Source organism: Leifsonia sp. (assembly GCF_051955155.1).
Lineage (GTDB): Bacteria > Actinomycetota > Actinomycetes > Actinomycetales > Microbacteriaceae > Leifsonia.
This window is the reverse complement of the sequence record NZ_JBQCGZ010000073.1, coordinates 1-3,391: the sequence shown is the minus strand read 5'-3', so window position 1 is coordinate 3,391 and position 3,391 is coordinate 1. Positions and strand designations below refer to the sequence as shown.

At 71.8% G+C, this 3,391-nt stretch carries 2 protein-coding genes; both read right to left on the bottom strand.

The genetic code is table 11. The features are described from left to right. Window positions 1-2,408: DEAD/DEAH box helicase (locus ACTHMF_RS07195; RefSeq protein ID WP_440316877.1), on the bottom strand; the 2,408-nt coding region annotated here is incomplete at its 3' end. A gap of 52 nt (window positions 2,409-2,460) precedes the next feature. Further along, window positions 2,461-3,165 carry an alpha/beta fold hydrolase gene (locus ACTHMF_RS07190; RefSeq protein ID WP_314148064.1) on the bottom strand — a complete coding sequence of 235 codons (705 nt, stop codon included), beginning with the start codon at window positions 3,163-3,165 and terminating at the stop codon, window positions 2,461-2,463. Window positions 3,166-3,391: the final 226 nt, after the last annotated feature.

Here is a 3,391-nt window from a genome sequence, read left to right as displayed (position 1 = left end):
GCCAGGATGTCGACGTTGGTCTTGAGCTTCTTCAGCTGGTCCTTGTGCTCGACGCCGAAGCGCTGCTCCTCGTCGATGATGACGAGCCCGAGGTCCTTGAAGGTGACGCCCTCGGCGAGGATGCGGTGCGTCCCGATGACGATGTCGACCGTGCCGTCCTCCATCCCCCGCAGCGTCTCGCGCGCCTCCTTGTCGGTCTGGAACCGGCTGAGCTGCCGCAGGTGAACGGGGAAGCCGGCGAAGCGCTCCATGAACGTCTCCGCATGCTGCTTGACCAGCAGCGTCGTCGGCACCAGGACGGCGACCTGCTTGCCGTCCTGGATCGCCTTGAATGCGGCCCGGACCGCGATCTCGGTCTTGCCGAAGCCGACGTCGCCCGAGATCAGCCTGTCCATCGGGATCGGCCGCTCCATGTCGGCCTTCACCTCGTCGATGGTCTGCAGCTGGTCGGGGGTCTCCGCGAACGGGAACGCCTCCTCCAGCTCGCGCTGCCACGGGGTGTCCTGACCGAACGCGTGGCCCTTGCTCGCCATCCGCGCCGAGTACAGCTTGACGAGCTCGACCGCGATGTCGCGCACCGCCCGTCGCGCGCGTCCCTTGGCCGCGGCCCAGTCGCTGCCGCCCATCTTGGACAGCTGCGGCGCCTCCCCGCCCACGTACCGGGTGAGCAGGTCGAGCTGGTCGGTGGGCACGTACAGCTTGTCGCCCGGGTAGCCGCGCTTGGACGGCGCGTACTCGAGCACCAGGTACTCGCGCTTGGACTTGACCGCGTTGCGGCCGCCACTGGAGACCTCGCGCTGCGTGAGCTCGACGAATTTGCCGATGCCGTGCGTCTCGTGCACCACGAAGTCGCCCGGCTTCAGCTGCAGCGGGTCGACCACGTTCTTGCGCCGGGTGGCGAGCTTCTTGACCTGACGCGACTCGTAGCCGACCGTGCGGCCGTAGAACTCGCTCTCGCCGATCAGCGCGAGCTTGGTCTCCGGCACCTCGAAGCCGTGCTCGACCGTGGCACGAAGCAGGTAGGCGACGCCCGGCTCGGGGTCGCCCGGGAACTCGTCCACCGGACGTGCGGGCAGCTCGGCGTCGGCGAGCACTTGGGCGGCGCGCTCGACGAGTCCGGCGCCCTCCGCGACGATCGCCACCTGCCAGCCGTCCCTCAGCCGTGCGGCGACGTGCTCGATCGCCCCGGTCACGTTGCCCTGGAAGCTGGGAACGGCCTCGGCCGCCACGCGCACCTGCAGGTGCTCCTCCAGCTCGCGCTCCTCGGGAAGGACCTCGTCGGCCTGGAACCCGGAGAACGTCCACCACGGGTGGTCGGGAGCCGGCTGCCCCGGCTTGCTGAACTTCACGGAGTCGTGCAGCCGCTGCAGGGTGAGGAAGTCACCTGCTGCGAGATCGATCGGGGCGGCGGCGCCGACCGTGGCGGCGCTCCACGCGGCGGAGAGGAACTCGCGGTTCGTCTCGGCGAGGCTGACGGCGCGGGAGGCGACGCGCTCGGGCGAGAGGACGGCGACGGCCGCGCCGTCGGGCAGGTAGTGGGTGAGCGGCACGAGCCGGTCGACGAGCGCGGGAGCCAGCGACTCCATCCCCTCGACCGGGATGCCCTCGCCGATCTTCGCGAGCATCGACGACAGGCTGGGGAACTCGTGCTCCATCTCGCGGGCGCGCTGACGGACGGACTCGCTGAGCAGCAGCTCGCGGCTCGGCGGCAGGCTCACCGCGGGGATCGGCTCGGGCAGCGAACGCTGGTCGGCCACGGCGAACGCGCGGATCTGCTCCACCTCGTCCCCGAAGAAGTCGACCCGGTAGGGGTGGTCGGCGGTCGGCGGGAAGACGTCGAGGATGCCGCCGCGCACGGCGAACTCGCCGCGCCGGGTGACCATGTCCACGCGCGCGTAGGCGAGGTCGACCAGCTGGGAGGCGAGGCCGCCCAGGTCGAAGCCGCGGCCGCCGGCCGCGAGCTCGATGGTGCCGTACTCGGTCAGGTTGTCGGCGAGCGGCTGCAGGGCGGCGCGCACCGAGGCGACCAGGATGAACGGCGTGCGCTGGTCGCCGGCGGCCCAGTCCGCGAGCCGGCGCAGCGCGGTCAGGCGCTTGCCGACGATCTCGGCGCTCGGGCTCAGGCGCTCGTGCGGCAGGGTCTCCCACGCGGGGAACTCGACGATCTCCGCCTCCGGGAGCACGCACGGCAGCGCGGCGCGCACCGACTCGGACTCGCGTCCGGTCGCGGTGATGACGAGCACCGCCTGGGACGCGCCCGCCTCGGCACGCCGGCGCACCAGTCCCGCGAGCAGCGGCGCTCGCAGGCCGTCGGTGAGCGAGAAGTCGGCGTCGCGCGCGGCGTACGCCACGGCGTCGGCGAACGTGGAGGCGCGCTGAAGCGCCGTGATCAAGCCCTGCAGTATCACTCGTGAGAGTCTACGCGGCGCCCCCGACAGGCCGCCGAGGAGGCGATCCCGGTCAGATCCAGCCGTCGAGCGCGTCCATGAAGCCGTCGTGGTCGTCGCGGTTGATCACGTGACCGGAGCCGGCGACGACCCGCACGTCGAAGCCGGAGTCGCGCAGCCGCTCCGCCGCATCCGGCTTCACCAGGTAGGAGTTGTCGGCGAGCATCACGAGCGACGGGACGGCCATCGTCGTCGGCGCGCGCATGATGCTCGGCGCAAGGACCGCGGGGATGGCGGCCCGGTCGAACGCGGCGAAGGTCTCGACCTCGATCGCCACGTCCGCCGGGTCCCAGCGCGGGTTCCGCTTGGCGATCCGCGCGGCGGACTGCCGCGCGAGCGTGCGCAGGAACGCCGGGGCGAGCGCCCGCTGGAACCAGTTGGCTGCCGGGCACGAGAACGCCGGATCGACGTAGACGGCGCGCTCGGGGCGCAGCCGGTCGACGGCGAGGCTCACGGTGAGGCCGCCCAGCGAGTGGCCCATGACCAGCTCGGGGGCGTCAGGGACGGTGTCGACGATGTCCTCGGCCATGAGCTCTGCGGTGTACTCGGAGGCGCGCGGGCTGTGTCCGTGCCCGCGCAGGTCGACGGCGACGACGTGGTAGCCGCGCTCGGCGAGCACCGGCCCGACGCGTCGCCAGTTGCGCGAGTCCGACATCACACCGTGGACGAGGACCGCGTGGCGGTCGCCTTCGCCCCACTCGCGCGTGAACAGCTTCATACCGGGAACGGTACGCGTGGCCGATGCGGAGGTGCCGAGCATGGCCTGCGCTCCACCTGGGTGTTCCCCGTGATCTCGCCCGCCGGCCGGCCGCCCTGCAGCCCGCCCTCCCGCGCTGCCGGTCCGCGACGATTCGTCACGAACGGCGCCGATTCGGAACGAACGGCGACCAATCGTGACGAATGGCGACCATTCGGGACGAAGCGGCGGGGGTCAGGGGGCGGTG